The organism is Paenibacillus profundus (assembly GCF_021369635.1).
Taxonomy (GTDB): domain Bacteria; phylum Bacillota; class Bacilli; order Paenibacillales; family Paenibacillaceae; genus Paenibacillus_B; species Paenibacillus_B profundus.
The window spans coordinates 110-22961 of the sequence record NZ_JAJNBZ010000016.1; the positions used below are offsets into that span (position 1 = coordinate 110).

20 protein-coding genes are annotated in these 22852 nt (G+C 48.2%); 14 read left to right on the top strand and 6 right to left on the bottom strand.

The genetic code is table 11. From position 1 onward, the window contains the following. The 6 genes from LQV63_RS18005 to LQV63_RS18030 form a co-directional block, all read left to right on the top strand. Positions 1-329, top strand: a 329-nt coding sequence (locus LQV63_RS18005) for a hypothetical protein (RefSeq protein ID WP_233697770.1), incomplete at its 5' end; no start/stop codon positions are given. Between the two features lie 405 nt (positions 330-734). Beyond that, positions 735-1370, top strand: a complete 636-nt coding sequence (locus LQV63_RS18010) for an FMN-dependent NADH-azoreductase (RefSeq protein WP_233697771.1) — start codon at positions 735-737, stop codon at positions 1368-1370. A 127-nt stretch (positions 1371-1497) separates the two neighbouring features. After that, positions 1498-1923 carry a cell wall hydrolase gene (locus LQV63_RS18015; RefSeq protein WP_019422702.1) on the top strand — a complete coding sequence of 142 codons (426 nt, stop codon included), beginning with the start codon at positions 1498-1500 and terminating at the stop codon, positions 1921-1923. A 252-nt stretch (positions 1924-2175) separates the two neighbouring features. Beyond that, on the top strand, positions 2176-2565 hold the full coding sequence (gerQ, locus tag LQV63_RS18020) for a spore coat protein GerQ (protein ID WP_233697849.1): 390 nt from the start codon (positions 2176-2178) through the stop codon (positions 2563-2565). Positions 2566-2850: 285 nt separating this feature from the next. Beyond that, on the top strand, positions 2851-3141 hold the full coding sequence (locus tag LQV63_RS18025) for a hypothetical protein (protein ID WP_233697772.1): 291 nt from the start codon (positions 2851-2853) through the stop codon (positions 3139-3141). An 82-nt stretch (positions 3142-3223) separates the two neighbouring features. Then, positions 3224-4048, top strand: coding sequence for an aldo/keto reductase (locus LQV63_RS18030; protein ID WP_233697773.1), 825 nt, complete (start codon positions 3224-3226; stop codon positions 4046-4048). Positions 4049-4182: 134 nt separating this feature from the next. On the opposite strand, the gene LQV63_RS18035 is transcribed toward LQV63_RS18030, so the two are convergent. Beyond that, positions 4183-4851, bottom strand: a complete 669-nt coding sequence (locus tag LQV63_RS18035) for a 3'-5' exonuclease (RefSeq protein ID WP_019422708.1) — start codon at positions 4849-4851, stop codon at positions 4183-4185. A 663-nt stretch (positions 4852-5514) separates the two neighbouring features. On the opposite strand from LQV63_RS18035, the gene LQV63_RS18040 reads away from it, so the two are divergent. The 7 genes from LQV63_RS18040 (at position 5515) to LQV63_RS18070 (ending at position 13778) form a co-directional block, all read left to right on the top strand. Then, entirely contained in the window at positions 5515-6564 is a 1050-nt protein-coding gene (locus tag LQV63_RS18040) for an ABC transporter permease (RefSeq protein WP_233697774.1), read from the top strand. Further along, entirely contained in the window at positions 6565-7854 is a 1290-nt protein-coding gene (locus LQV63_RS18045; RefSeq protein WP_233697775.1) for an ABC transporter, read from the top strand. Positions 7855-7858: 4 nt separating this feature from the next. Continuing rightward, positions 7859-8521 carry an ABC transporter ATP-binding protein gene (locus LQV63_RS18050; protein ID WP_233697776.1) on the top strand — a complete coding sequence of 221 codons (663 nt, stop codon included), beginning with the start codon at positions 7859-7861 and terminating at the stop codon, positions 8519-8521. Between the two features lie 263 nt (positions 8522-8784). Then, positions 8785-9684, top strand: coding sequence for an EamA family transporter (locus tag LQV63_RS18055; protein ID WP_233697777.1), 900 nt, complete (start codon positions 8785-8787; stop codon positions 9682-9684). Positions 9685-9867: 183 nt separating this feature from the next. Continuing rightward, a complete protein-coding gene (locus LQV63_RS18060) occupies positions 9868-10557 on the top strand; it encodes a hypothetical protein (RefSeq protein ID WP_233697778.1) in 690 nt (229 codons plus the stop codon). Between the two features lie 90 nt (positions 10558-10647). Continuing rightward, on the top strand, positions 10648-11142 hold the full coding sequence (locus LQV63_RS18065) for a hypothetical protein (protein ID WP_233697779.1): 495 nt from the start codon (positions 10648-10650) through the stop codon (positions 11140-11142). A gap of 212 nt (positions 11143-11354) precedes the next feature. Beyond that, a complete protein-coding gene (locus tag LQV63_RS18070; protein WP_233697780.1) occupies positions 11355-13778 on the top strand; it encodes an S-layer homology domain-containing protein in 2424 nt (807 codons plus the stop codon). Positions 13779-13859: 81 nt separating this feature from the next. Here the strand turns inward: LQV63_RS18070 and LQV63_RS18075 are convergent, their stop codons facing one another. Together LQV63_RS18075 and yhbH are read right to left on the bottom strand one after the other, a co-directional pair. Next, positions 13860-15320: a SpoVR family protein gene (locus tag LQV63_RS18075; RefSeq protein ID WP_233697781.1), complete on the bottom strand. Its 1461-nt coding sequence runs from the start codon at positions 15318-15320 to the stop codon at positions 13860-13862. Beyond that, entirely contained in the window at positions 15307-16467 is a 1161-nt protein-coding gene (gene yhbH / locus LQV63_RS18080; RefSeq protein ID WP_019422718.1) for a sporulation protein YhbH, read from the bottom strand. The genes LQV63_RS18075 and yhbH overlap by 14 nt, the downstream gene beginning before the upstream one ends. Positions 16468-16896: 429 nt before the next feature. Here yhbH and LQV63_RS18085 point away from each other — a divergent pair, with 429 nt between their 5' ends. Beyond that, positions 16897-18174, top strand: a complete 1278-nt coding sequence (locus LQV63_RS18085) for an SEC-C metal-binding domain-containing protein (RefSeq protein ID WP_233697782.1) — start codon at positions 16897-16899, stop codon at positions 18172-18174. 387 nt (positions 18175-18561) lie between these two features. Here the strand turns inward: LQV63_RS18085 and LQV63_RS18090 are convergent, their stop codons facing one another. From LQV63_RS18090 to LQV63_RS18100, 3 genes are all read right to left on the bottom strand, one after another. After that, complete coding sequence (locus tag LQV63_RS18090; RefSeq protein WP_233697783.1) at positions 18562-20019, bottom strand: sulfatase family protein; 1458 nt, start codon at positions 20017-20019, stop codon at positions 18562-18564. Positions 20020-20034: 15 nt separating this feature from the next. Then, complete coding sequence (locus LQV63_RS18095) at positions 20035-20793, bottom strand: IclR family transcriptional regulator (protein ID WP_233697784.1); 759 nt, start codon at positions 20791-20793, stop codon at positions 20035-20037. A gap of 289 nt (positions 20794-21082) precedes the next feature. Then, the gene (locus tag LQV63_RS18100; RefSeq protein ID WP_233697785.1) at positions 21083-22756 is read right to left on the bottom strand and encodes a DUF4091 domain-containing protein; all 1674 of its coding nucleotides are present in this window, start codon (positions 22754-22756) and stop codon (positions 21083-21085) included. Between the last annotated feature and the right edge of the window lie 96 nt (positions 22757-22852).

Here is a 22852-nt window from a genome sequence, read left to right on the forward strand (position 1 = left end):
GCATTACGTCGCAAACGCATGGTCCTGAGCAAAATGTAGTGCCAAACAGCTTCCAACCGACAGGCCAGATGCAAAGCATCACGGCGCAAACGCACGGTCCTGAGCAAAATGTAGTGCCAAATAGCTTCCAGCCAACGGGCCAAATGCAAAGCATTACGTCGCAAACGCATGGTCCTGAGCAAAATGTAGTGCCAAACAGCTTCCAGCCAACGGGCCAAGTGCAAAGCATTACGTCGCAAACGCATGGTCCTGAGCAAAATGTAGTGCCAAATAGCTTCCAGCCAGCGGGTCAAGTGCAAAGCATCACGGGACAAACGTATACTTCGTAATGGATGTGAGCGGTTCGTATCGTACGGGCCGCTTTTTACATTGGCGTCAAAGTGCCTTGGGTCACTCTCCCCACGCTTCAGTAACTCCATTTTCGCAGCTTCATTAAGCAACAACTTTCACCTGATGAAAGGGGAGATCGAAGCTAGAGACACAAAAGCAGACAAACTGTTTTGCGATAGATGCCTCATGTCGTCTTGGTAGGCCGTCGCGCTGTTTACTAGGTATTTTCTTATTTTGAAAATAATTTATATTTATGTACTTGACAAAAGTAAGTGGGAATATGTTATTATACTTACATAAAGTAAGCATGTGTTATTAAATAAGCAAGTGGTCTGAGTCAACGTCAACTATCTTGCCATGTTTTCTTCATCAAAAATCAAATTTATTTACGAGGTGGAATCATAATGAAAAAAGTTCTTGTCGTCAACTCCAATCCAAAACCAAATGAAATGTCCTTCGGCTTGCGTCTAGGCGAGCACTATCTTACATCGCTGAAAGCGGCAACCGATGTTCAAATTGAACGCGTCAATCTGTATGAAGAGAACATTCCTCTTATCGATGGCAGCGTATTGGACGGATGGGGCAAAGCGGCAGCAGGCGAGACATTGTCCGAGCAGCAGCTTCAAACAATGGGCCGCATGAACGAAATCTTGGAACAATTCATCGCGGCAGACGTTGTCGTATTCATTACGCCAATGTGGAACTTGAGCTACCCGCCGCTTCTTAAAGCATACATCGACAACGTAATTATCGCGGGTCGTTCGTTCAAATATACAGCAGAAGGCCCTCAAGGCTTGCTGAATGGCAAAAAAGTCGTTCACATCGAAGCACGCGGCGGTTTCTACTCGGAAGGTCCTGCACAGGCTATGCGTTTTACAGATTCTTATCTGAGCGCCGTGATGGCATTTGTAGGCATTACCGAATACGAGAACGTTGTAGTTGAAGGGATGAACGCAGTTCCGGATCGTGCGGAAGCATTGCTTGAGGAAGCGAAGGAACGCGCAGAAGCTAGTGTTAAACGCATGTTTGCGTCGGTATAAGACGGAGCATAGTATAGATTCATTCAGAAATACCGGTCCGCATGGGCCGGTATTTTTTTGTGCTGCCGTCACCAAATAGGCTATCGCACATATGATGGTATCGTGTGAAGGGAGGGAAGCGAACGGCATGGCGGTCATTAAGACGAATTCCGGAGACGTGAGTCTGCTCGCGCGTTTGATGCGGGCCGAAGCCGAAGGTGAAGGCGAGCTTGGCATGCTCATGGTCGGCAACGTGGGCGTAAACCGGGTGTTGGTGAATTGCCTGGACTTTACGGATATCCGCTCGATGAATGATATGGTGTTCCAAAGTCCGGGCGGATTTGAAGCAGTTCAAAAAAGTTATTTTTATCAAAGGGCGCGCGACAGGGACGTTCGGCTGGCCAGGCGGGTCATCAATGGTGAGCGCACGTGGCCGGCAACCTATGCATTGTGGTTTTTTCGTCCGGCAGGCGAGTGCCCGAGCACATGGTACAATCAAGAAAACTCCGGCCGCTTCAAAGCTCATTGTTTCTTTTCGCCGTCAGGGGATGCATGCCCAGACGTGTACAGGTAACAACAAAGTGGTTCACACTCAAATAATCAGTCCGACAAGAGACTGTAAAGGAGAGAGCGTAAAATGTCTTATATGACGTATTGTTATCCTAACCAGCCGGTATATTCGGCGGCGCCGATGAGCACGCAGTCGAGAGGTGGCGCTTGCTATGGAGCATCCAATGTCAATATGAAAATGATGCCGTATACGATGCAGCAAGCTCCTCAGACGATGCAGGCAATTCCTCAAACGATGCAGGCAATTCCTCAAACGATGCAGGCAATTCCACAGACGATGCAAGCAATTCCTCAGACGATGCAGCCTGTATCCACTCCGCCTCCAGTAGCGAGCGGCAATGTGATGACTCCTTCAGGGATGGTCCTCCCTGGCGCCCTTGGCGAGCAGTCTTATATCGAAAATATTTTGCGCCTGAATCTGGGCAAAGTCGGAACGTTCTACATGACGTACGAGAACAACTCGGAATGGAATGCGAAAGTGTTCCGCGGCGTACTGGAAGCCGCCGGTCGCGACCACATCATTATAAGCGACCCAATGACTGGGCAGCGCATTATGCTGTTGATGGTGAACTTCGATTACGCGACATTTGACGAGCCTCTGAACTATCAATATCCGTTTACCCCAACCCCTCGGACGGAGGATTAGCATCATTCCATAGACGTCAGCTAGCAAGCCGCAGCCTCGCCGGAGGAAAGCGGCTTCTCTTCTTTCTTATAAAAATCTTTAAAACTGTTTAAAGCTGCGTTAAAGAAGGGCGATTATAATACGGGTAACAGGGGGAATTCGGATCGGGGGAGGCGAAGGAATGCTGCATTCGGAGGGCAAGCTGATCAGGTGGATATGGGACACAAGCCATATCCGAACAGCTTATCGAGCGGTTGACTGCCATTCCCGAGCATCAATGCGCCGTCATTTGCGGACGCAATGCGCGTGCCGCTCTTCCTTGTCCGTCCCCAACCAGGCCAAGAGCGGGAGAATGCGTGTTACTTCGCGAAGCAGGGCGCTGCTATAGTTGCCCGGCATGAGCTGGAGTTAGCCGAACAGCTTATGGAAGCCTATGCTCGTCCGGAACGCTTGTCAGCCATGCAAGCACGAATGGAGCACATAGCTCGGCCGTATGCTGCGGAGCGCATTGCGGATGATGTCATGCAGAGAATGGCAACGGAATGTGTGCTGACATTGCCGCGATGTGAATGGAATTTGCGTCATACTGCTGTTTAATACTATACTGAAATAGAGCGGCGCGGGGGTCCGCGGCGGTCAGTGTAAGGAAGTTTTTTATGATATGAAGGAGGGGTTCACAATGCTCATAACTTTGAATAATGGCGTAAGCATGCCGCAGCTCGGACTCGGTGTATGGCGGGTCGAAGAAGGACAGCAAGTCAAAGATGCGGTGAAGACGGCACTGGACACCGGTTATCGTCTTATTGATACGGCGGCAATTTATAAGAACGAAGCGGGCGTAGGTGAAGCCATCCGTGAATCGGGCGTAAAGCGCGAGGACATTTTTTTGACGACGAAAGTTTGGAATTCCGATCAAGGCTATGACGCCACATTGAAAGCTTTTGATGAAAGCTTACATAAATTAGGGACGGACTACATTGATTTGTATTTGATTCATTGGCCGCTTCCTTCGCAGGACTTGTATGTGGATACGTATAAGGCGCTCGAAAAATTGGTTCAAGACGGACGAGTTCGCGCCATTGGCGTATCGAACTTCCATATCCATCACTTGGAGCGAATCTTACAGGAGTGCACCGTGAAGCCGACCGTCAATCAGGTCGAATGTCACCCGCGCCTTGCGCAGAACAAGCTGCGTGAGTTCTGCCAGCAGAACGACATTTATTTGGAAGCTTGGAGCCCGTTAATGCAGGGCGGAGACATTTTGACTCATGAGACGGTTGCTTCGATCGCGGCAAATCATGGCAAGACTCCGGCTCAAGTCATTATTCGTTGGCATTTGCAAAAAGGAAATATCGTCATTCCGAAATCGATTACGGCATCCCGCATTAAAGAGAATTTTGACGTGTTCGACTTCGAATTGAGTGAGGACGAATTGGCGGGCATTAACGCGATGAACGAGGACAAGCGTGTCGGTCCGGATCCGGACGAATTCGCAGTTACGTAATAACATAGTTTTGCTTGATTATAGCGTGAGGGGAACGGCAAGGCATTTGCAGCGTGCAATGCTTGTGCCTTCCCCCTTTTTCATTTTGGGATAGAGAAAAGCACGGCTTGCCCCGTAAATAGGGAAAACCGTGCTTATTTGTCGGTATTCTTATTCCAACTGGCGAGCGCGGCGAACGGATTGATCGGTTCATCTTCCTGTGCATCGCGATAGACGACTTCACTTTCATAGTTCGGATGCTCCTTCACCTCGTTACGCTTCAGTTGGATGTGCTCCTTCATGCGGATATAGATGAGTGCCGTATTGTAGGCATCGTCCAATGCGCGGTGGTGTTTGCCGACAAAAGGCACCTCAAGCGCTTCAAGCGCGGCTTTGAGGCCGACCTGCTGATTGTTCTCTCGCTTCATGGCAAGAGAGACCTGCTTCTGCAAGTTGTTATGATTGCGCAGCCAGTGCATCGGAATGCGCTTCTGGCGGCATTCTTTCAGAAATTGGGTCTTATCGTCCGGACCCCACGAACATAGCGCGTAATCGTCTGTATCGATCCACGCTACGAACTGGTCCAGCGCGTCCTGCAGATGGTCAGCTTGATTGACGTCGTCCTGCGTAATGCCTGTGAACTTCACCGTATCTGTCGTCAACTTAGGGGAGAGCACGGGTTTGACGAAAGATTGAAAGGTATCCACGATGACCGTGCTGCCTTCCTCTTCCGCCACTTTAACCGCTCCGATTTCGATGATTTCCGCGAATTCCCCTTTTTTACGCTTCACGGTCATTTCCAAATCATAGATAATCGCTAACATGCAGCTGCTCCTATTCTATTCATTCTTTATTTCTTTTATTTTAACATAAGTTGCGAGAAAGGTTGGTAGGAACTACTTGGATGCCTTGGATGCATTAGCGGAAACAAGGAGATCTTTTCTCGTGAACTCGTCGTTTTAATACAAGAAAAGTACAAATTCTTATCTCAAAACTCGTGCTAAACAAACAAAATGAGACAATATTCATTTTCTTATATATACATTTCATGGAAACTATGGTACAAATATAATGTATGTAATATATGTAATTTCCTATATATTACACAAATGCAAATATTGAAGGCAAAGGATATTTTAATACTCCCAATGTTGGTTTTTCTACTCTAAATGAAAAGACATATCCAGAAAAACATAAAGGCGACGCAGAATTCGACGATCGTGAATATGGTCAGGTTAAACGCGCTGTGGCAGAAACTTGGTGGAAGGGCGTCTATCATTACTCTAGAGCAAAGTTAGTATGGATTTGGGATAGGGAAGACTCAGGAAGAGAATGGGATGATGACTACACTTACGCTGCGACAGACTGGGGAAATACAAGTTGGATCGCATACACCTATTGGGGTAATGAGGAATAACAATTAACTAATAACAAGGGTGAGATCCCAAGTTCAGCTTGAGGTCTCATCCTTTTATACGAGGTAATCGATGAAAATGAAATTATCAACCTATCATGGAGAAGGCACGTTGTATCTCGTTATACTGTATTCCTTACTGAGCATTATTATCGTTACGGCAAGTTATTATATCGCCAAGCAAGAAGAGTTAAATATATTGTCAAGAGGATTGTATGCTGAGGACAATCTATTTTTTGTAATAGAGGATACGGAGTTAACGGACATTCCTTGGAATAACCTTTCGGCAGCCCAATCGTATACGATTTTCAAAGAACTGCAAACGGGTAAAGAGACGATTAGAGCTGTATATTACAATCATGATACTTATCAACCACCTATCCGGTCAGGGAGGTATTTCAACAAGCATGATTTCTATGCCGGCAAGAGTGTTGCCGTGGTTGGTACAGAGATTGAACGCGCTAACATAGTGGACAAGCAAGGCAAGCCATATTTAACCTACCAAGGAGAACAATTCGAAATTATCGGAAAGATGGGGGCCTCGTATCCGTCCTTGATAGATCATATGATATTGCTGAATTTAGATGCGGCAGATCAGCAACATCATAACGATTCCTCGATATATGCAATCAACGCACAAGCTGGAAATTCATTGATAAATAATGGTTTGCTATCCATTGGGGATGCGGAAATGAAAGTGCGTATGTTCAAACGGGGTGACAGCGGATCGCAAAGATTTTTGGGGACAGACATGTATAGCAACATGATTATCCTTGCCATAACTGTGCTCTTAATAGGTTCAAGTATTTTATTTTCTTTTCATTGGATGAAAAGAAAGCAGCAGGAACTTCACGTGCTTTGGATTGCCGGCATTCGGCACAGACACCCTTTTAGACGGTATACGTTGCGATTTTTGGCTATGACCGCATTGTGTTATGGGATTATCGGCGGGATTGGTTTCTTGATCATGATGAATCGTTACTCATTATCTGAAGTGATTAAGTCATTTGCAACCTATCTGATAATGGGCGGCGTGGTTATGTTCATAACGTCATTCTTATCTATACTTTTAGCTGGAAAACAGATGTATGGGCAATTGGCCATAGAAAGGAATGGTCACTAAATGAACATGATTTTTACGGAAGTAAGCGAAAGTATACGGAGAAGCAGGACGGCTTCTTACTTTATCTTTTTTCAAATCATCATGTTATTTTTTCTGGTTACCATCCTGTTTCTTAACTACGCTTCTCTGGATCGAAAGACAGATCAAGCCCAAACGCTGAGCTCGCTGAACAGGTATCAATTGTCCGACACGCTGTACAATGACGGTGAATTGAGAAAGCTCATGAGTCAACCGAGCTTTTTAACCATATTAAAAAGATTATATATTAATTTAGAAGAAAACCTGGATGAAAAATACATTTATGCATTTACTCAACCCGCTAAATTATTAAACTATGATGATGCGAACAAAGAAATTTTTAGGTCTTATTATGAAGAAGGTAAGAGGATAAAGCCTTCAATGATTGATAATATAGGACCTTATTATTCCATAAAGGCTATACAAATGAACAAACAAGCTATCGATCATTTTCAGATCACAGTTATGGATGGCCAACCATTCGATATCGAAGACTTTAAAAATGTTAATAGCAAGAACATTCCTGTGCTGCTAGGTTATGAATATAAAAATATATATCAGGTTGGTGATGTGATAAAGGGTAAATACCTTTTTGAGGACATCAATTTTCATATAAAAGGATTTGTTAAAGAGAATTCATTGGTTACGACCGCCAGACGTTCTGAGCTTTATTTAGATAGATATATCATTATGCCTGCGCAACATTTTATATATTCTCCCGTGGATGATGCATCGTTCAAATTCCAACAAAAACATTATTTGCAATTGATTAATGGCGAAATACATAGCTCGAACAATGGGTATGTCGTAAGGAACAAATTTGAAGCCATTAAAAAAGAGTCTGGTTTTTTTGACACGCAGCTGCTCGGAGCCAATAATCCGTCGTATAATTTTGTGTTCGCTTCGATTAATGAACATATAGGCTTGTTAACCCTAATCGCGATATCGGTCTTCATCGTTTGCGTGATAAGTATATTCATCCTCATGTTAGACAAAGTGGATAAAAACTTCAAAAATTTCTCGGTTCATTTCATTTCTGGAGCGAATTTAAATCATATTTTCACTTACTTTTTAGCCGAGATCATCGTTATGGTCTGTCTGCCGGGCGTTGTCGCGATCTTGTTTTACAAATTTTTAGTTGATGTTAGTTTTGTATGGTATCTCATTCTCATGACAGGATGTATGGCAACCATTATATTATTAACGATAATACCAGTCTATAACAAGATTAGAAGGCTTGAGATAAGCATGTTTCTTAAAAGGGCGGGATAAGACAATGATAAAAATGGTTGATCTGCACAAATCGTATCGAGTCGGAACAGAAGAAGTAAAAGTGTTAAAAGGGATTGATTTAGAAATTAAACAAGGATCCATGGTTGCCATTATGGGAAGAAGCGGATCGGGTAAATCTACGCTATTAAATATCATTTCTGGATTGGAAAAAGGGAATGGGCGATATACTTTTAAGGATCAAAATTTAAGTGATAAATCACTAAATGAATTAGCTGACTTCAGAAGAAAGCATATCGGATTTGTATTGCAAAACTGCGCGATGTGCGATAGCAAAAATGTTTTCGATAATGTAGCGTTACCTTTGCGATATGGTAAGTACAATGAGATAGAGATACAGAACAGAGTCGAAAAAGCGCTTGAAGCCATGGAGTTAAGCGGAACTCTTCATAAGACGGTCGACATGTTGTCTGGAGGGGAATTGCAACGAGTGGCGATAGCCAGAGCGTTGATTCACAATCCGGAGGTCATACTGGCCGATGAGCCGACAGGCTCACTGGATGAACAGACGGAGCAAACGATATTGTCTATATTTAAGCAGCTTCATCGAGAAGGGAAAACCATTATTATCGTGACGCACGATCGGCAAGTGGCTGATGCTTGCGAAGAAACATTTTGTATAAGAGACGGAAAGATTCGATCCGATTGAGTCTCTATTCCTTCAGCCTTGTTCTACAGTCAGTAAAATACATTGACATTGACCGCGGCCCTTTATACAATAAACGTTGCAGAACCGTTCGGACTCTTACCAAACTCAATTCGCGTTCAGAGTGGATTGAGCGGCGGAATTTTGCAAAGGCGCCCAGTGCGGCAGCCTTTGGTTTCGTTCGCCCCCTGTCTCGTAGACAGGGGGTTTTTGGCGTGTTTACAAGCATGCTCAGCTAGAGAAACAGGAAGGGAGAGTTATCCATCATGAACCTTTTTCGCTATGCACTGCTCGTATTCATCGGAGCGTGCAGCTATGGAACGTTATCTACGATTATGAAGCTCGCGCTCGAGGAAGGCTTCACGGTACCGCAAATAATTGGCGGGCAATATTTCTTCGGATGGTCGCTGCTCGGCATCGCGACTGTGTTATTCTCCCGCCATAAGGTAAGCATTCGGCATATTTTGGTGTTGCTCGCCTGTGGATTAACTCTTAGCTGTACGTCGATTACGTACGGCATCACGGTTGGAGAATTGCCGGCTTCCATCGCGGTCGTCTTCTTATTCCAATTTACGTGGATCGGCGTATTGCTCGAAGCGCTGGTAACCCGCACGTTTCCGGAACGGACGAAGCTTCTGTCCGTCTTGCTCCTTCTCATCGGCACTGTCTTTGCAGGCGGCCTGGCCGATCACGGCTTGTCCGGCATGACCTGGAAGGGGGCGGTGTTCGGCATGATTTCGGCGATCTCGTTTGCCCTTTATATTTTTGTCAGCGGCCGGGTAGCAACGGAAGTTCCGGTGTTGAACAAAAGCTTGACAATGACAACCGGAGCCATGGTGGTCGTCTTCATGATGTTTCCCCCCACCTTTATCGTGGATGGAACGCTTGGTGCGGGATTGTGGAAATACGGGATTACGATGGGGCTGCTCGGCATTATTATTCCGGTCGTCTTCTTCGGCATCGGAGTGCCGAAGGTTGGATCTGGCATCGGTACGATTTTGGGCGCCGCTGAGCTTCCTGCCGCAGTGGTCATGTCCGTTGCCGTTCTCAACGAACAGGTGACTTGGCTGCAATGGTTCGGTATTATCATCATATTTGCGGGAATTTGTTTGCCGCAGTTGTCTCTTGTGCAGCGAGTGCGCATAAAACAATCAAAGGCAAGTTAGACAGAAATTATAGTTGTTACGACCGGGAGCGGCAGCTCTCGGTTTTTTATTTCGGATAAAAGGATGACGATAGAGGGGGATTGATCCATAATAGAAAAATATGAACAATGGTTCAACTTTTATTTAAAATTTGAAGTATTATCATAGTTAAGTATTATCAAAGCAGAAAAGAGGGAATGCGTCTTGTCAGTCAACCGTTATATGCACATTGTGCGCAGCGGGGCACACGTGCCGATGGGAAGAGCTTATCGCTTTTTTATCATTGTAGTGTTGCATGTGGATTTGATGAACTTGGATGTAGATGGAGATAGTGCGGATGCCTTAAGTAAAAGCGCACTCAATTTATCGTTTATTCCAATGGACGGAATTGAGGTGTGTGCGATATATGGATATGAGAATACCGAACAGTACGATCGCAGGATGATCGTGCTGGGTCCATCGGAGCCGGACGATATGAAGCTGGTCGTTATCGAATGTGAAAGCTGTGGGAGTTGGGACACTATCGGTGTGCAGACGATTGCTCAATGCGAATTGACGTTGGAAGGCGACGAGCAACGAGAGGGGGGACAGGCTGTCATCGAGGTTCAACAGATTCAAATGGACGTGACGGAGAGTGATTCCCCTCTATGTGCTGCAGAGCATCAGGTGGACAGGCAGCTCAAATGGATTAGGGAACTTCCGCTTCTTTCGCCTTCTTTGCATGCCCGTCGCATTACGGGGGAGAAGGAAGATCCATATTGGTTGTTTCAGCGCAAGCTTGACGAGCTTATCGTCGTCGCCATTCAAGCGCCGCAGGATGAACTTCGTCAGATGCTTCTGTACATACACGAGAAGCTGGTTCAATATGCTGATCGGTTGAAATTGCGTAATTAGTATGATTTTGTCGATTTTGAAAGCAGGGGCTGGGCGAAAAATGTCGAAGTTGTAACCACTTGACAAACCTGACGAAGGGTGATTGACGTTATGCAGCGTGTATATTACCGAAGACAAGTTGTAGCAGCCCGATTTTTTGCGTCCTTGCTATGTGCAGCAGGAATCGTCGTCTTGACTTACGCGGCCTTCACCGTGACCATGCCGGCTTCCGTTCGCTTCGGCGCTCTGGCCGCAGCCATGATTGGATACAGTTATTTTGGCAGCAATATGGTATGCTCATTCATCGCGCTACTCAAACCGGACAACGCATTGTTTTACTATGACGAGACCTCGTTATGGAATGAACGAGATTGGAAAATCGGTTGGGAAGATGTAAGTGACATTACGATAGAAGGCGTACGCGTAGGCATTTTATTTCGGCCTATTTTCCCCACATTCAACTTTCAACTGACGGATGGTTCGCATTTGAAAATTAATACGTATAACGCAATGACTGAGCTTGAAATGAAGGAATGGAAGGTAAAATTAAAACGGCAGCAGAAAGCGTATCATTCCGGCGTTCTGCCTGTGGATGAGTTGGCGTAGGCACATAAGCTTCGCATGAACGGGAGTCACGACAGTGGCTCCTTTGTTGTATGGAAATAGGAAAATAGCACTGGTATTACCTAGTAAATTGTTGCCGTAAAAAGAAAGATTCGCCCTAGTAATAGGCTCAAATTTGTAGTATCTTTTTCTATTGTGACAGAAGACCCATATCACGAAAAGATGAAGCAAATCAGCGAGGAGTTGCAGCAACAATGAAAACATGGGTGAGCAAATTATTGGTGATGCTGATGGTGGTGAGCATAAGCGTCTCAAATGCGAATGTAGCGTTTGGCGATGCCTCAGCTCCGACAGCAGCATCGAAAAAGACATTTTTGACCGATATTTCCGGTCATTGGGCGGAGAAAACGATTGAGAAATTTGCTGCTGAAGGAATGGTTCAGGGGTATGAGAATGGATCTTTCCAGCCAAACGGCACAATGAAGCGGGCTGAACTGATCACGGTTATCAATCAGTTGTTCGGATTCCAAGAGACCGGAGCCGTATCAGCGGCCGATGTCACGCCTGACGATTGGTTCTATACAGAGGTTGCAAAGGCACAGAAAGCGGGATACATAACAGGTTATACGAATGGAAGGTTCAAGCCGGAACAGGCGATAACCCGTCAGGAGACGGCAGTGTTGATTGCCCATATGCTTGATCTGGAGGTTACCGGTTCCAGCAATGCGTTTACCGATACGGTGAACAGTCCTGAATGGAGCAAGGGTGCAATCGGAGCAGTGACCGAGGCTGGAGTTATGCAAGGCTATAACGAGAATATCTTCAAACCTACAGCACAAGTAACGCGTGCCGAAGCGGTTGTCATTCTGGATAGAGCTTATCAAGCCAAAAATGTCGCTTATGACAAAGCGGGCGTATATGGACCGGAAACCGACGTAGAGAAAATCAATCAAAACGTCGTAATCAACGTTCCTGGCGTTACGCTGCAAAACATGGACATTCAAGGGGACCTTCTCATTGGCCGCGGGGTCGGTGAAGGCGACGTCACGCTGAAAAATGTCAAAGTTCATGGCACGACAACCGTGCAGGGCGGAGGCGAAAACAGCATCCACTTCGAAGACTCCATCATGGTGACGGTAGTCGTAGATAAAGTGGATGGAAAAGTGCGGATTGTCGTGAACGGCTCCACACAAATCGCCGATGTGACGGTGCAATCGAATGCGAAAATCGAAGCGCAATCCGGTGCGGAAATCAATAAGGTGACCTTATCTGAGGCACTGCCGCAGGCTTCCAATGTACAGTTGGTCGGTTCGTTCGAGACGGTCAATGTCATTGCCAAAAGCATTGTCGTTGATATCCCTAAAGGCTCGATTAAAGATTTGAACGTTGATTCGGCGGCTGCTGGAACGAAGCTTGATCTTGGCCGCGAAGCGTCCATCATCACTTTGATTATGAATGCGGCGATTAACGTAGCGGGTCAAGGCACGGTTCAGACCGCAACGGTCAATGCCGAAGGAATTTCGATGGAGAAGCCTGCGAGCAACATGAAGGTCGGCAGCGATGTTGCGAAAGAAGTGAAATTAAAAATCGGCGGTAAAGACGTTGCGGCGAATGATGCCAAACAACCGGCTTCGACGCCATCTGCCAGCGGCTCCTTGTCGAATGACAGCAGCAATTCGGACAGTGGATCGACAGGCAGCGGATCGACAGGCAGTGGCAATAACAGCGGGGAACAGCCTGGTGGCGGCATCGATATTCATCCATTGCCGACAGGTGATGTTCCGGTACTGTCGTCCGTAACCAAAAAAGCGACAGTAACCGAAAGTGTATATGCCGTCAGCGATATGGACGGTTGGGTATATATTGTAGAGAGCGGCACGACACGCAGCCAGATCGGCTTGGAAGAAGCGGTCCGGGGCGGCATAGGAAAGAAAGAAGCAGTCAAGGCCAACCAAGGCGTTTATATCGATACGACCGGATTGAGCAGAACAAAGGTTACATTCTTGGTCATCGCTCTCAGTGCAGAAGGACAGGTCTCGTACCCAGAATTTATTAAATTGTATGCAGGCAAGGACGATGCGTTGGAATACAGCGGCACTAGCCAATCGGGAAGAACGAACAGCAGCATTATATTCAACTTCAATAAAGAAATTCAAAATCATTTGCCCGATTTGGAGGCGCTGAAAGCGGCCATTACTTTTTCGGTCAATCATGAACCGTTCCAGCCTTTGCATGCGGAAGATGAAATTCGCCTGTATGCGAATAGTCTGGAGGTTGTGTTCGCAGTGCCTTATTCGGGTGAAGCCAACAAGCTTCATCTTAATGCAAGCGTCATCCAAGATACGTATGGCAATGTGTACGATCGAGAGGTTACAACCTCTGACATCAAGGCAGGCTTGAATGTTCAATTAGTGTCTGACAAGCGGGTCTTTGCCGTTGGGGACGAAATTGCGGTACGCGTGAATCAGCGGACAACGGTCTATCTCGTGCCGAGCGCCGTCCGCTTTAATACCTTATTCGATGTGGAGAATGAAGTGGTGGCCAAACGCGGAACGAAAGTAACCGTTGCGGAACAAGAGCCGGATCAGGATGTTATGATACCTACAGCGGATTTGACTCCAGGTTCGTATAGCGTTCTAGTCTGGCCAGGCAACTCTGTTCACATAACGCTTCAATAGTTTTGCCAATATCGGAGAACCGCCGGTCGACACCATCGTTCGACCGGCGGTTTATTTGTTTCGTGTGCAGTAGACTTTCGCTTACCCTACAAATTTGCGCGATACCTTTTTACCGTCATAGGTGAACATGACCGTCTTCTCTTCGACTTTCGTTTCCAGATGCACCGGCTTGCCCCACAGCGTATACACGTATGGCAGCGTGCGCTCCAAATATTTCAGATCGAGCTCCACGCCTTCGTATTGATGATTCAAATACAGCTCACCGTTGCGCTGATAATCCCCGTCCTGCACGACTAGATACGGAAATCCGCCGTTGACGCGCGAGTAGACCAGCTGATCGCGGATGTTCTCCCACCATTTATCGGTAATTTTCCATTCGGGCCCTTTCTTCTCGAAGATGTACAGATCAAGCTCATCCGTCAACTCCTTCGTCAAATAGTTGCGAATAAAGGAAAGATCGGAGTCGAGCTCGCGCACTTCGAACATTTTGGCGCGTCCCTGTCCCGGCTGGCGGCCGTAGCGCTCCCGTTCCTCGCGGGATGGCTGATCCCATCTTTTCTCAATGTCCTCGAACATCTTCACGCCTAGATAGTAAGGGTTCAGACTATGGCGGGACGGCTGCACGACAGAGCTGTTCAGCTTCGCGTACTCGAATGTCTCATCGGTCGTCAAATCCAGTTCGCGCACGATGCGCTGGTGCCAGTAAGAAGCCCAGCCTTCGTTCATGATTTTCGTCTCCAGCTGTGGCCAGAAGTAGAGCATCTCATCCCGCAGCATCGACATGATGTCCCTCTGCCAATCTTCCAGCACCGGGGAGAATTCCTGAATGAACCAGACGATATCTTTCTCCGGTTCCGGCGGGAAGCGGCGGTCAGGCAACTCTTGCAGCGCAGCCATGCCCGATTTGAGGGCTATCTTCATCTCGTCGAGCGCCCATAGATCGTCGTAGTCTCCCTGTGCTTTGGTGGGCTGTCCCTCTTGCTCCCGCTGCTCCCGCATTTTAAGCTCCATATAGCGTTGTTTATCCAGCTTCTGTGGCCGCACAACTTGCGGATCGATATGTTCTTGGATGCCTAGCACTGCATCGATAAAGCTCTCGACCGCGTGAGTGCCATACTCCATTTCGTACTCCGTGACCCGTTCGGCGGTCGCGGACATACTCTCGACCATATTTCGGTTCGAAGTGGAGAAGCGGGCATTGTTCTTGAAGAAATCGCAGTGCGCAAGTACGTGCGCTACGATGAGCTTATTCTGGATGAGCGAGTTCCCCTCGAGCAGAAACGCATAGCAAGGATTGGAATTAATGACGAGCTCATATATTTTGCTGAGACCGAAGTCGTATTGCATCTTCATGCGATGAAATGTTTTGCCGAAGCTCCAATGGCTGAAGCGGGTCGGCATGCCATATGCGCCGAACGTGTAAATAATGTCGGCGGGACAAATTTCGTAGCGCATTGGATAGAAGTCCAGCCCGAATCCTTCTGCGATTTCCGTAATTTCGGCAATAGCGTATTCAAGATCGCGGTTGTCATCGGACGTCATGACGCACCCCTCCCGGCTGCTTTTTGAAAAAATGCTTGAGCGCTTTGTACACCTCAGTCTTCTCTTTGATGACATAGTACATAAAATGGGGGAGATTGATGTTGCGGTAAGCGGACATAAGCGTGCTGCTGCGGTTGTACTGATTAACCTCGCCATAGCCGAACATATTGGAGCGCTTGAGCAGCTGGGAAATGAGCTTGACGCAGCGTTCGTTGTCGCTCGTTAAATTGTCGCCATCGGAGAAATGGAATGGATAAATATTATAGCTGGACGTCGGATAGCGATTGTCGATAATCTCAAGCGCCTTAATATAGGCGGAAGAACAGATCGTGCCGCCGCTCTCGCCGCGGGTGAAGAATTCTTCTTCCGTTACCTCCTTCGCCTCGGTGTGATGCGCGATGAATACGAGCTCGACCTTTTCGTACTGACGGCGCAGGAAGCGGGTCATCCAGAAGAAAAAGCTGCGGGCGCAATACTTTTCGAACGAGCCCATCGAACCCGAAGTATCCATCATCGCGATAATGACCGCATTGGAATGCGGCTTGACGATTTCCTCCCACGTCTTGAATCGCAGATCATCTGGATTGATGCCGTGAATGCCCGGCTGTCCCGCCAATGCATTGCGGCGCAAATTTTCCAGTATCGTCCGCTTCTTGTCGATGTTAGACATAATGCCTTTTTTACGGATATCATTGAACCGGATTTCCGTTGTTTCCAATTGGTCCTTGTCTTTCTGCTTCAGATGCGGCAGTTCTAATTCGTCGAACAGCATATTCTCGAGTTCGGCGATGTTCACTTCCGCTTCGATGACGTCTGCACCTGGCTGATTACCGGCTTGCTGACCTTTGCCTTGCCCCTGGGAACCGTCTGTGCCGAGCACGTCTCCCACTTGGCTGTCTCCATCGCCTTGCCCAACGTGCTTCTTCTTATTGAAGTTATACACGAACCGGAACTCATCCAAGCTGCGGATGGGGACTTTAATAATCTGTTTGCCGTCTGACATAATAATATTTTCTTCCGTCACGAGGTCAGGAAGATTTTGTTTGATTGCTTCGCGGACTTTCTGCTGATGGCGCGCTTGGTCCTGGTACCCCTTGCGGTGGAGGGACCAATCCTCACGGGAAACGATAAACGTTCGTGCATCCAATGGCAGACACCTCCTGATGGATGTATTTCTCAACCTGTTGAAACAGTGTATTGGCTTATGGGAAAAGAATTGCGTGTTATTCAAATATATTCAGAATGCAGGGGGTTATGTGATGGATGTGTGCAGCGGTGTTATCTGTTTACGTTATTCTGAGCATGGTATAATAGAGGATATAGCAGGAACAGATGGAGTGATTGAATATGTTCACATCGGAGGATGGTAAGAAACGTGTCCTCGATCAGAAAAGGCCCTTGCCTCCAAATACACGAAAACCCGCCGGCTGCGACAAGCCGAGTTGAGAAAATTTGTTGAGACGTGGCTCCGATTAGTGAAGCAAGCAGTCCCGTGTGGTAGAGACACGTTCTTCCTAGAATATAGGAACACGCGTCTTTTTTTTATAATATCGAAACTGTACATTGGAGGGATGGTATGAAAAAACTGGGCAGAAACGATAGCTGCCACTGTGGAAGCGGGAAGAAATACAAGCATTGCTGCTTAGAGAATGACAAGCAGTCCAACGTTGTTCCGATTGTGAAATCGGAAACGGACAATCTGCAATCGGGCGGTGGGGCAACGAAGCGCAACTCCAACCCAGAACAGGATTTGTTTGTATTCATCGAGAGGTTGCCTTGGGAGAGCGAGCTCTATCGGATACTGGCCAAGGGCATAATCAAGCATTGGAGCGGACGCCTGCCCGAACAATATGTGGCATTCGGCATCATGCTCTGGCATTACTATTCAAACGACCAAGAGCCGAATTTCCGCAAGATGGGCGTGTTCTGGGCGGCGTTGGAATACGTTGTGCGCGACCTGCATGAAGACTACGTCACACAGGCGGAAGTGGCTGAGCGGTATGAGGTGTCCGTCAGCTCGCTCGCAACCCGCGTTCAACAGCTGGACGAATATGCGATGGAATTGCTGGTAGGTCAACTTCAGGTAGATGACGACGAAGACGACGATGACTTTGATGAATTACTAGACGAGGATGCCGCAGAACGGGAACGCTCCTTCGATGCGATCGTGAACGATATGCTCGGAACTTCATCTGTGACAGAACAAGCCACTCCTGATTATTATAACGAGTTGGCTGTGACCAAAGCGAAGACGCTCGAGGAAGCACGTGATTATTATCGACAAGGCATTGAGGCGGGAACAAATGATTTGGGACCGGCGTACTTCCGTAAATATAAAGGATATTTCTGGGGCTTGGACGAAACGAGACCGTTCATGCGGAGCAAATCCGGATATGCGGAGGCAAGCTATCTTCTCGGGGACTTCGCGGAAGCCGAGTCGCATTTCGCCGACATGCTGGCGCTCAATCCTAACGACAACCAGGGCGTGCGATATTTGTATGTCAATTGTCTTATTCTTCTTGACAAATTCAAAGAGTTGGCGGACCTTCTCGATCAGCATGAGGATGACGAAGGAGCGCATGTAAGCTATCCCCGTTTTTTGCTGGCTTATTATACGAAGCAACCCGAGCCAGTGCTGCGCGAACGGTGGAAGGAAGCGCGGGCAAGCAATCCTTATGTGCCTGCATACATTCTCGGCCGCAAGCGGCTTGGAGAGGAATTGCCTGACTTTTACGGGTTCGGTGACGAAAATGAGGCTATAAGCTACATCTATTATGCTCTGCCTATATGGCAACGGGACAAGCCATTAATAAGCTGGGTCAAGAAACAAGCGACGGCGAAATCGAAACGATAGCGTACCGACAGTATATAACGTATCTATATATGTGAAAGGTTGTCCCTATACAACAGTTCTTACAAGAATGTATTCAGCAAAACTGAAAGGAAGAGTTAAAAGATGCTGATAGGTGCTACTCTTTCTAAAAGGGAGATTCAAACTCTATGCTGAGCTACAATTTTCAGACGAGGGGAAAGTTACTTTCACGGAAGAAGAGTGCACCGGATCAGCTATGATCCGAACGAGTGGCGTTACGAGGCGGTTGTGCAAGGAAGCCGTGTTGTCAACACGGCTTCCCGTACTATCGAGCTTTTACAATTGATTTGAAGTATCACAGGTATGATGCATGACTTGTATTTCATCGTCTTTCGGATTCCAGAAAGGGCAGATGCTTAAGCCGTCACTCTACTGCATCCAATGCAGTTGCTCCCATCGCTGAGCTCCTGCGTGTGGCTGCGGCGTACCCGGTGTGCTTCTGCCTTCCTTAATATATCGGGTCAGAAGCTCCTTCAGATTCTGGACGACTTCGGGATGCTGTTCAACCAGGTTCTGCCGCTCGCGGATGTCCTCACTCAACCGATACAGCTGGAACGGTGGCGCGCCCGCAGGTTCCGTCCCCGGCATCGGATCGCTCCATCCGCCTGAGCCGGGGCATAGCTCCAGCTTCCACTCGCCCTTGCGTATCGAGAAGGAGCCGTCGATGGAGTGATGCACGATGGCCTCCCGCAGCGGCTGTTCACCGGCTTCGCCCAGCCATAGAGGAAGCTGGCTTACACTATCTTCGCCTGCATTATCAGGGAGAGGCAAGCCCGCGATATCAGCTGCCGTCGCCATGAAATCCACTAAGCACACCGGCTCCCCGATCATCGTGCCTGCAGCAATCTGTTCGGGCCATCTGACCAATAGTGGAATACGGTGCCCTCCCTCATAAATATCTGCCTTATGCCCTCTGAAGACATAGCTGGGATTGTGGCCGACTTGCGCCAGTTCCTCATAATCGGCGCTCGGCGAGCAGCCGTTATCACTGGTGAACACCAGCACGGTGTTGTCCGCAAGTCCGCTGCTTTCCAGCTTGCTCATAATGAGACCGACGACATCATCGCACATGAGAACAAAGTCTCCATACAGGTTCGTTCCCGATTTCCCCTTGAATTCGGGAGTCGGGAGTATCGGCGTATGCGGGGCAGGCAGCGGGTAATAAATGAAGAACGGATCGGAACTGGAACTGGCACCGAATTGTTCAATCCGATCTAGCACCTTCTGCGTCAACCGCGGCAGCACCTCTTCGTGCCGGAAATCCGGAGCTGTCGGGCCCTCGCGCCAAAAACCTTTCTTATCGTCGTTACGCGTCACCCGGTCGGGCATCTGGGTCACCTTGTTGTTCTCGATATAGACATATGGCGGCATATCAAGCGATGCGCTGATGCCGTAGAATTCATCGAAACCGCAATCGACAGGGCCGTTTTGTATCGGTTTGGAGAAATCGACCTCCGCAGGACCATCCCCGCTTTTGTGCCAATCCAAGCCGAGATGCCATTTGCCGAAGCAAGCCGTATAGTAACCAGCCTGCTTGAGAAGAGAAGCAACCGTCATCCGCCCTTCTTCGATAATGCTGCGCGAATACCCGCCCAAGACGCCTTCCTTCAGTGCTGATCTCCAATTGTATCTTCCCGTCAAAATGCTGTACCTCGAGGGAGTGCACACGGCAGAGGAGGAGTGCGCATCGGTGAAGATAATCCCTTCTTTTCCGAGAAGGTCCAGGTTGGGCGTATTGATTTTGGAGTGTTCGTTCAAACAGGAGATATCACCGTAGCCCATATCATCAGCTAAAATGTAAATCACATTCGGTTGTCTCTTCGTCATCAATCGTTCGCTCCCTCAATGTGATATTGTGGAATCACTCAGCAGCCGTTCCACACGTACCGCCTCTTCTTGTAAAATCCGGTAGATGCGTGCAATGAATTGTTCTTCAAAGGATACGCCCGGCATGCCTATCGCAATGGAGGCGACGATACGCGAATGGGCGCGGATCGGAACGGCGATTCGGCGTATGTTCTGCAAAATAAGCCCTTTATCATCGGATAGGCCATTTTCCGAAGCCTCTTCAATGAATCGTTGGACAGAAGCCTTGTCGGGACAGCAGTTGGCGAGGCCGGCCAGATTCGCGTAATCGATGTAAAAGCGTCTTTTCTCGGCACTTGCGAGGGCAAGCAGCAAAAACCCCCAAGGGTGCAGCATGTAATCCGTTCGTACTTCGCCTATCTGCTGCATGACTACGCCTTCGGGATGAACGACTTTATCCCGGCACATCATCCGGCCGTCCCGGAAGTCGATCCAGAGTGAAGTGCTTCCAGTCTCTCTGCAAATGTAATCTAGAATAGGGCCGGTCATGTCGCTGACATCATGTAGGGAATCGGCATGCTTCATCATTCCTAACAGCTTGGCGCCCAGCACATACTGCTGGTTCTCGTTCTTGTCCACATATTGTTGTTCCAGCAGCACCTGCAAATAACGGTTAAGGCTGGCTGCATTCAATTCTAAGACAGCCTTCAATTGGTTGAAGCCGATACCTGCTTCAGATTCGGATACTAACTCGATGATGCGGAGTCCGCTGCTTAATCCGGGTGCGGAAGCCATAAATTCACCTCTTTTTTCGAACGAAAGTATTATATATATTACTTAATGGTTTCATATATATTATTTTAATCGTTAGATACCAAAATGACAATGCGCAGTATGTATTACTCTCTTCGTGGTGCCGAACTTGCTTGTCCATAGTTAGGCTCGAAGTAAGCCCAAGCGTCATCCCGATAAGTGCGAATACGAACGGTGACAGCGTCGCTTTCAGATGAATAAATGCAGGCCGGAGCCGCCAAAGCAGAAACGCTGCTAGGAGGGACCGGCCTTTAATATCATATCGTGACGATTACGTGCCTAGAGAACTCGTGCCGCATACCGCTTCCCGAATCCGCTCATTCACCAGCGCACGCTTGTTCAGCAGCCACTCCGCACTGTGCGGGTAAGAGCGGAACGTGAGAGCTTCTTCCATATCATCCTCAATGAGAGCGATAACAGCTTCGTGCCCGATGTACGACTCCAACAGCTGCAGTGCGCGCAAATCCTGCAGCGCTTCCAGCAGCACGTCTAGGCGGATGGATTCGAGCGGGCCTTCCTCTCCCGGATAGACGAGAAACGCATCTCCTGACGGAAATGCATATAATGCATCGGTCGTACGGAACGGGTCAATCCGTTTGCGCGAATATTGCGAATAGTAGAAGTTATATCCCCAATGCAGGAAGCCGTTGACCTGAAACTTATACAGCTGCCATCCTAAGATGCGGTTGCGGGCCGAAGGCATGCAGAAGAAGCGGTTCGACACTTCGCGGTATTGCGAACAGCAGTAATACGTCCAGAGCGGCTTCACGCCATGCTCGATGAACGGCTCGACATGATTGTTCGCCGGGACGGGAACCTGCACAAGACCGCTCCGATAGAAATCATAGTCGGACAGCGCATCCATAACTGGGAACTTTGCGAGAAGATCAGACACCGCTTCGACGGCTTGGCGATAGGATTCCATCTGTTCGAGCCGCGGTTCGTCCGAGATGTGGAAATGCGAGCGGTCCGCGATTCGATGCGCCTTCAGCCATGTAACCAACTCGGTTAGGAATTGGCGGAGGAATGCGCGGTATTCTGGACCGGCGGCATCCGTTTCCCATCCGAAAATGCGCTGCTCTTCTCCGTCTACGGAAGCGATAATCTTCGGAGCATGCTTTGCGCCCCACTGGGAGAACAGATGGGACATCTCGAAGTATTCCACTCCTTCGTCGAGGCACATCCGCACCCAACGGTCGAGACGCTCGAAGCCGAATGAGTAGCGCTCGCCTTCCTTCGTCACATCGACCAGCTGAACGGTCGGGCGTTCACCGCCAACCTCCGTGTCTAACGGCGGGGTGAACAATGGCGTGAGAATCATGTTGATTCCATGCTGAACGGCTGTGCGCACGAACTTCCGAATCAGGTCCCAATGAGCTTCGCTGAATATGTCAACACCATAATAAGTGGCGATTCCGTCGCAATGAAACCACTCCGTATGCATAAGCTGCTGCTTGGGCAGCGCGGTGGGGATGACGACAAGCGTAAACGTTTCTTCTCCCAACAGCTCGCCGCTTTCGCTAGCAATGCTCACCGTTATCGGATGCTCTCCTTCCGTCCAGCGCACATCTACCTCAAGGGAGATCCATAATGAGCGCCATTGTCCCGGGCAGATAACGATACCGTCCTGCTCGTGGATCGGCGTCAGCAGATCGGGATACAATCCAGGCGCAGACCTTACGAGGTTGTTGTCATGATGCGCATAGATCGGAAGTTCGGACGGAACCAATTCGACCTTCTGTACGGAGATAGCCTCCGCCACACCGCCTTGCACCTTTACAACGGCATGCTTCATGAGTTCATAACCATGATAGGCTAGCTGAAAATGAAACGATTCTCCCTGCAACGCGCTTGCGGTGCTGAAGGCTGGAGCTTGCAGCGGCTCGTCTGCAAACACCTTAATTAAGGAGCTTATGATGCGAGTGTCCAACGCATTGTTCGTCATAATCCATTCCACCTTTCCGATTATAAATACTGCCACCTAATTCGAATGGGAGCGCTTTCTACATCTTCAACATGGATGTTGATTTTCCTGTGAATG

Excerpts from the sequence above, each read along its gene's own strand:
- LQV63_RS18040 (WP_233697774.1), top strand. The coding sequence starts at position 5,515 with ATGAAAATGAAATTATCAACCTATCATGGAGAAGGCACGTTGTATCTC.
- LQV63_RS18065 (WP_233697779.1), top strand. The coding sequence starts at position 10,648 with ATGCAGCGTGTATATTACCGAAGACAAGTTGTAGCAGCCCGATTTTTT.
- LQV63_RS18075 (WP_233697781.1), bottom strand. The coding sequence starts at position 15,320 with ATGACGTCCGATGACAACCGCGATCTTGAATACGCTATTGCCGAAATT.
- LQV63_RS18035 (WP_019422708.1), bottom strand. The coding sequence starts at position 4,851 with ATGTTAGCGATTATCTATGATTTGGAAATGACCGTGAAGCGTAAAAAA.
- LQV63_RS18085 (WP_233697782.1), top strand. The coding sequence starts at position 16,897 with ATGAAAAAACTGGGCAGAAACGATAGCTGCCACTGTGGAAGCGGGAAG.
- LQV63_RS18015 (WP_019422702.1), top strand. The coding sequence starts at position 1,498 with ATGGCGGTCATTAAGACGAATTCCGGAGACGTGAGTCTGCTCGCGCGT.
- LQV63_RS18070 (WP_233697780.1), top strand. The coding sequence starts at position 11,355 with ATGAAAACATGGGTGAGCAAATTATTGGTGATGCTGATGGTGGTGAGC.
- LQV63_RS18045 (WP_233697775.1), top strand. The coding sequence starts at position 6,565 with ATGAACATGATTTTTACGGAAGTAAGCGAAAGTATACGGAGAAGCAGG.
- gerQ (WP_233697849.1), top strand. The coding sequence starts at position 2,176 with ATGCAGGCAATTCCACAGACGATGCAAGCAATTCCTCAGACGATGCAG.
- LQV63_RS18090 (WP_233697783.1), bottom strand. The coding sequence starts at position 20,019 with ATGACGAAGAGACAACCGAATGTGATTTACATTTTAGCTGATGATATG.
- LQV63_RS18055 (WP_233697777.1), top strand. The coding sequence starts at position 8,785 with ATGAACCTTTTTCGCTATGCACTGCTCGTATTCATCGGAGCGTGCAGC.
- LQV63_RS18050 (WP_233697776.1), top strand. The coding sequence starts at position 7,859 with ATGATAAAAATGGTTGATCTGCACAAATCGTATCGAGTCGGAACAGAA.
- LQV63_RS18030 (WP_233697773.1), top strand. The coding sequence starts at position 3,224 with ATGCTCATAACTTTGAATAATGGCGTAAGCATGCCGCAGCTCGGACTC.
- LQV63_RS18010 (WP_233697771.1), top strand. The coding sequence starts at position 735 with ATGAAAAAAGTTCTTGTCGTCAACTCCAATCCAAAACCAAATGAAATG.
- LQV63_RS18095 (WP_233697784.1), bottom strand. The coding sequence starts at position 20,793 with ATGGCTTCCGCACCCGGATTAAGCAGCGGACTCCGCATCATCGAGTTA.
- LQV63_RS18100 (WP_233697785.1), bottom strand. The coding sequence starts at position 22,756 with ATGACGAACAATGCGTTGGACACTCGCATCATAAGCTCCTTAATTAAG.